Consider the following 5,905-nt stretch of genomic DNA (forward strand, 5'->3'; position numbering starts at 1 on the left):
TTCGACAGATCGGCATTCGGTGCATAGCGTTCGATTTGCTGCAGGTTGCCGGTGGTCGACTGGGTCATGGCGGATGCAGTTGTTGCGAAGCCAGCCAGGGCGAGGGCGGTGATTGCGATGATATTTTTCATAATTCTGTTCCTTTTGTTCTCTATGGTCCCGGTGTGGGACTGTCTGTCTTACGAAGACTGTGTGTCTTTCCGTCGGTGGTCGCTTCCGACAACACAGCATCTGGGCCCGCAGCCCGGAGAACTCAAATCACGCAAATGCACACGGCCGCTCACCAAAAGGTGTGCTTGACGATTGCGGTCCGGCTTCCTAGCCCCCCTCCAAAGCCTTTGTTTTCAGGGAATTTGTTGCGGGCTTTCAGCGCGAAATCACACGGGAACGCGGCAAAATTTCTGAATTGGAAATGTCGTGCAAAGAGTAAACATTTGTTGTGCTTTTGTGCACATGGTCGGGTGAAATCAAATCTCACGGTGCGGTGAACAACGGCGATATTTTGATCGGGTCCGCGTGATCGTAAAAGGATGTCGCGTGAACAACATTTCAGTAAAAACGCTCTTGATTTCATGTTGGTGCGGTTGTATCCGAACACCCGGCCTTAGGGGTATAGCTCAGCTGGTAGAGCGACGGTCTCCAAAACCGTAGGTCCCGGGTTCGAACCCTGGTGCCCCTGCCATTTTCCGCACATTGTGCCGTTTCCACAGTGGTGGAACAGTCAAACACTCCAATTTCCAAAATTCTTCCGCTCTGGTTCCCTATGTGAAGCAGGCGCAATCGCATTGGCCATGCGTCGACGGCCCCCACAGGGGATCTTGTGTTGAAAAACGGTATTGGAAATCATCTTTGGCGGCATGTTATTGGATAACAGCGGTCGCCAAGTCAGCCGCGCTGAACTTTTTCATGCAGGAGACACCGAAGATGAGTGGATTTCCCGTCATTGACGCGAGCGAGAACGTCACACGACAGGTTTTGTCGGATCACCCGGACCTGATGGTTGTTGCGTTTCGCTTTGGCGCGACTGGGGCAGAGGGCGCGTTGCACAACCATCCCCACGTTCAATCCACCTTTGTCGAAAGTGGCCGGTTCCGGTTCACAGTCGAAGGTGTGGTGACCGAAGTGGCCCAAGGGGACAGTTTTGTGGTGCCGTCAAATGCCGAACACGGCTGTGTGTGCCTGGAACCCGGCACATTGGTCGATTGCTTCACGCCCCGCCGCGATGATTTTCTCTGACAGAGGGTCAGCGGGGCGCAAACGCGGTGTGATCAGCTAAAGACCACGCCGCCATTGATGTCCAGATTGGTGCCGGTCATGAAGCCGGATTCGTCATTGGCGAGGAAGGCCACCAGATTGGCGACGTCCATCGGCACGCCCTGGCGTTTGACCGGGGCTGCTGCTTCGAAACCGCGGCGGACTTCGTCTTTGGTGTGGATGTTGTGGAAATCCGTGTCCACCATACCGGGGCAAAGACCGTTGACGCGGATATCCGGGCCAAGCTCCTTTGCCAACCCGCGGGTCATGGTCATGATTGCCCCCTTGGACGTGGCATAGGCAATAGAGCCCGGCCCACCGCCGTCGCGGGCGGCCTGGCTTGCGATGTTGACGATTGCACCGGTTTTCATATGGGGCAGGCAGGCCTTGATCATCAGAAATGTGCTGGTCAGGTTCAGATCCATCACCGCATTCCAATGCGCCAACGGCATTTCGGCGATGGTCTTGCGGGCGATCAGCCCGCCGGTGTTGTTGACCAGAACATCGACCGATCCGAATTCAGCGACGGTTTTGTCCACCAGCGTCGCAACGCCTGCTTCGGTTGACAGATCGCCCTGAACCGCAATCGCCTTGCCGCCGGCGGCGGTGATTTCCGCGACGGTTTCTTCGGCACCGGCGCTGGAGGCAAAATAGTTGATCGCGACATTTGCGCCTTCTTGCGCCAGACGCACAGCACAGGCGCGCCCGATGTCACGTCCGCCACCGGTGACGATGGCTGTTTTTCCCTGAAGCTTCATGGTCTGTCCTCTGTTGCGTCTGGCCGGTTTTGGGGCCGGGGTATTGGGCGGAAATTTTTTTGGGGGGGACGGCGTGTTGGACCAGCGCCGACAGGCGGCGCTGGTGCCAAGTCTGGTTATTTGTTCAGTGTCAGGAAATAGTCAAAGATTTCCGGCACATTGCCGTCACCCTTGCCCGCGTCAACAGCTGCTTGCAGATTGTTTGAGGTGCCTTCGGCAATCTCGGCCCGTGTGCCCAGATCCTCGGCCATCTTCAGGAAGTACCCCAGATCCTTGTTGGCATTGTTGATCGAGAAGCCCAGATCACTGACACCGTCCACGGCATAGTTCTTGCAGAACCCCATGAAGGGCGAATTCGACGGGCCGGTCGACATGATCTCATAAAGCTGCGCGCGATCAACACCGGCACGATCGGCCACGGCAAAGGCCTGGCTCATGGTGCAGACGGTGGTCATGCCCATGAAGTTGTTGATCAGCTTGGTGGTGTGACCGGCCCCCAGCGCGCCGAGGTAGAAGACGTTTTCGCCCTGTTCGTCGAGCACCGGTTTGACCTTTTCAAAGGTCGCCTTGTCGCCCGCCGCCATGATGTTGAGCAGGCCGTCCTTGGCATGTGCCGGGGTGCGGCCCAACGGTGCGTCAACCATACCTGCGCCTTTGGCGGCCAGATCGGCGCCAATCTTGCGGGTCGAGGCCGGGATCGAGGTGCCGAAGTCGATCAGAGTCGCGCCTTCTTTGATGCCGGCCAGAATGCCGTTGTCGCCATAGACGAGCTTTTCAACCACCTCCGAGGTGGTCAGGCACAACATCACGATGTCGCTGGCTTCGGCCAGTTCCTTGGGCGAGGTGGCCGCTTTGGCATTGCCACGGTCAAGGACGGTCTGCACGGCGTCCTTGTTGAGGTCCATGACAACGAGTTCGTAGCCCCGTTTCTGAAGGTTTTCGACCATGTTGCCGCCCATGAGGCCGAGGCCAATGAAACCGATGACAGGTTTGGTCATGCCGTGTTCTCCCTTTGGTATTCTGTATTTGTGTTGGTTCAGAGGAAATCTTCGCGGTGAGGCGTGAAGATATCCAAAAGCGTGCCTGCCTCGAGACAGGTCGCGCCATGTTCGATGTTGGGCTGTTTATAGAGAGAGTCCCCGGCAGACACGATGTAAGTGTCATCGCCGACGGTGAACTCGAATTTGCCCGAGATCACATAGGTGATCTGTTCGTGTGGGTGGTGATGGCGCGCGGCCACGGTGCCGGTGTCGAAATGGACTTCGACACACATTGCGTTGTTGTTATAGGCCGCCACCTTGCGGGTCAGCCCGCCACCGGCGTCGAACAGTTTGTTCTCTTTGCCGGGAAAGTAGTTCTTTACGGTCATCTTGGGTCTCCGGGTCGTGTTTGGTCTGCGCCGATTTGGCGGATCAGGTATTGGCCAGCTTTTTCATCACCACTTTGAACGTGTTTTCGTCCGCGTCGGTGAAATACAGGTCGGCATCATAGCCCTGGTCATCCATGAAGTTGAAAATCCGTTTCGGTTCTTCCAGACGATATGGCACCAGCAATGTCGCAATCCGGTGACGCGTGGCTGCCGGGTATTGCGCGTGCAGGCAAGTGCTTTCTGGCAGGCCGGCGTAATCCGCCGGGTCAACGCCGGGGAAACCGGTGACCTGTGTCAGTTCGGGTTTGCCCGCCTCGGACCAGACGACCTGGCCGTAGAAGCCCGCCTTTTGTCCGGTGTTGCGGAACGAGGTTTTGCCCAGATCGTAAGGTTGATTGGCATGCAGAAGCCAGTCGATGGTGACCGGTTCGCTGGCATCGACCTTGTCGACGATCACGAAATAGCTGCCGCGCACGAAATAGATTTCGCGTTCGGCCAGCGTCACCTCGGGCGAGAGCGATTGATAGGCCGCTGTGGCATCGCCTTTGATATAGACGTGATCGTCATGTTCTTCGGCGGCCAGGATCTTGCCGGTTGCGGCCATCGCCTTGGCCTTGTCCTTTTCGGCGTACTGGCCCTTGCCGTTGATCAGGATGGCGTTCTTGGACCGGGTCTGGCGGCGCCATTCGCGGTGCATGGTGGAATTGAACGCCACATAGTACCCCGACTGGATTGCCATATCTTCGCCATAGGCGGCCATGCAGAACGCGTTCTGGTCGCCGTGGCTGTGGCTGATCGAGCCGAATTTGCTGGATTTGAAGACAAACTGAACATGTTTGTCCGGGTTGGCCATTTCGTGCTGGATACCGACCCAGCCGATCCCCTTGAAATGGCACATGCCAGAGGGCGGATCGCTGGCCTCGACCTCGGGGAAATCGGTGAGGTAGGTCAGTTCGTCGAAATTGGTGTCCCACCAGCCCCAGTTATAAAAGGCGCCTTCGGTGCCGGGGTTCAGCCGGGCGAGTTCCTCGTGATACCATTGATAGGCACCATTGCCGGTGACGCCCGCGTATTGGCGCAGGTTGATCCCGGTCTTGATGCAGGGCAGATCGCCCTGTGTCGAGTCATCGCCAAATGTGGCGCGGCGGGTGTTCGGCGCCTTGCAGAACAGCGGGAAATCCCCGGTGTTGCGGAAGAAGGGGCGCTCATACAGGTCGATGCCGGTAAAGGATTTGATCCGGTTGGCCGCCTCGATCAGATAGGCCATGCCCATCATCCAGTAATTTGTGCCTTCTGCCCAGCCGCCGTCGCTGTCGCCCCAGGGGGAATAGACGGTGGCAAGGAATTCGATGCAATAGTTGAGCCAGTCGCGGGCCTCGTCGTCTTCATCTTCGCCCAGCAGCGCAATCAGCGCCGGCACAAGGGTCAGCGAAACCGAGCGCACCGCATGGCTGTCATAGGGGAACAGGTGGATCTTGGCGTTGATGATCGCATGTTCGGCGATGTCGCGGGTGCGTTCCTTCAGGGCCGCGCGTACCTTGGTGCGTTCGTCTTCGTCCATCTGGTCGTGCAGCCAGTCATAGCCCCAGGCCAGTGCATTACAGACCCGGTATGCCCATTCATCTGTATAGGCCCGGCTGGTGGTGCCCATCGGATCCCATTCGGCAACTGACAACAACCATTCCTTGGCGCGGGCCAGCATGGCGGCGTCTTGCGTCACCTGACCGCCGATGGCGAGGTGGCGAATGGCATACATCACCTCCTGAAGGTCGATATAGGTCTGACGCCAGACCGGGGCGGTGCGTTGGTGTCCGGGATAGCCCGCAGGTTCCGGCGTGATGTCACGGTCCATCCAGGGCAGGACGGATTTGTCATAGAAATTCGCCCATGTGCAGTGATCTGCATCGGCCTTTACCGCATCGCGGAAGGTGGCCAGACGATCGGCGTTCAACCACAGGCGCGGGTGGCTTTGCGGCGATTTGGCAAAGCGTTCCTTGCGCGTTGGCAGCGGGGTCTTTGGCAATGTGTCGGTGATGGTGAAGCTGCGGGTGCTGCTCCAGCCCGAGGCGGGTGCGCCGGCGTCGTCACAGACCGCATAGGCCCAGTGATATTGCCCGGGCTCCAGCGCCACATCGGGGGTGAAGAAATTCAGCGGGATATTGGCAAAGACCCGTGTGTCGTTGCCGAAATTCGGATCGGTCGAGATGCGCAGCACGTATTGCGCCTCGTCTTCGATGACGGGCAACCAGGTAAAGCGCGGCGGATTCTCGGTGATCTCACTGGTGGCGTCGGGCGCGTATTGGATCGTCAGGCGACCGGTTTTGGGTTCATCGAGCGTGGGAAGGACTGCGGCGCCGGGCATCGGTCAGGTCTTTCTTTTGGGTATAAAAGGGGGGGGGTGGTGGGGGGGGGGGGGGGGGCGCCCCCCCCGCGAAAAGGGGGGGGGGGGGGGGGGCGCCCCCCGGCGGGGGGGGGGGGCGGGGGGAGGGATAGGGGGACGAAGAGGGAGCCGAGAGTGTTGAAG

5 protein-coding genes and 1 tRNA gene are annotated in these 5,905 nt (G+C 58.7%); 2 read left to right on the top strand and 4 right to left on the bottom strand.

Going from position 1 to position 5,905, the window contains the following annotated elements:
* The first annotated feature begins 606 nt into the window (after positions 1 to 606).
* Both Q4577_RS23390 and Q4577_RS23395 read left to right on the top strand, forming a co-directional pair.
* Positions 607 to 682: transfer RNA gene (locus Q4577_RS23390), tRNA-Trp, on the top strand.
* Positions 683 to 924: 242 nt separating this feature from the next.
* The gene (locus Q4577_RS23395; protein ID WP_303472570.1) at positions 925 to 1,236 is read left to right on the top strand and encodes a cupin domain-containing protein; all 312 of its coding nucleotides are present in this window, start codon (positions 925 to 927) and stop codon (positions 1,234 to 1,236) included.
* Positions 1,237 to 1,268: 32 nt separating this feature from the next.
* Here Q4577_RS23395 and Q4577_RS23400 read toward each other — a convergent pair whose 3' ends face one another.
* The 4 genes from Q4577_RS23400 to Q4577_RS23415 all read right to left on the bottom strand — a co-directional run bounded on the left by Q4577_RS23400 (position 1,269) and on the right by Q4577_RS23415 (position 5,743).
* The gene (locus Q4577_RS23400; protein WP_244688440.1) at positions 1,269 to 2,012 is read right to left on the bottom strand and encodes an SDR family NAD(P)-dependent oxidoreductase; all 744 of its coding nucleotides are present in this window, start codon (positions 2,010 to 2,012) and stop codon (positions 1,269 to 1,271) included.
* Positions 2,013 to 2,128: 116 nt separating this feature from the next.
* Positions 2,129 to 3,010 (bottom strand): NAD(P)-dependent oxidoreductase, encoded by an 882-nt coding sequence (locus Q4577_RS23405; protein WP_303472572.1) that lies wholly within the window; start codon positions 3,008 to 3,010, stop codon positions 2,129 to 2,131.
* Positions 3,011 to 3,048: 38 nt separating this feature from the next.
* On the bottom strand, positions 3,049 to 3,381 hold the full coding sequence (locus Q4577_RS23410; RefSeq protein WP_303472575.1) for a cupin domain-containing protein: 333 nt from the start codon (positions 3,379 to 3,381) through the stop codon (positions 3,049 to 3,051).
* A 43-nt stretch (positions 3,382 to 3,424) separates the two neighbouring features.
* Entirely contained in the window at positions 3,425 to 5,743 is a 2,319-nt protein-coding gene (locus Q4577_RS23415) for a DUF4962 domain-containing protein (protein WP_303472577.1), read from the bottom strand.
* Positions 5,744 to 5,905: the final 162 nt, after the last annotated feature.

The organism is Marinovum sp. 2_MG-2023, assembly GCF_030548265.1.
GTDB lineage: Bacteria > Pseudomonadota > Alphaproteobacteria > Rhodobacterales > Rhodobacteraceae > Marinovum.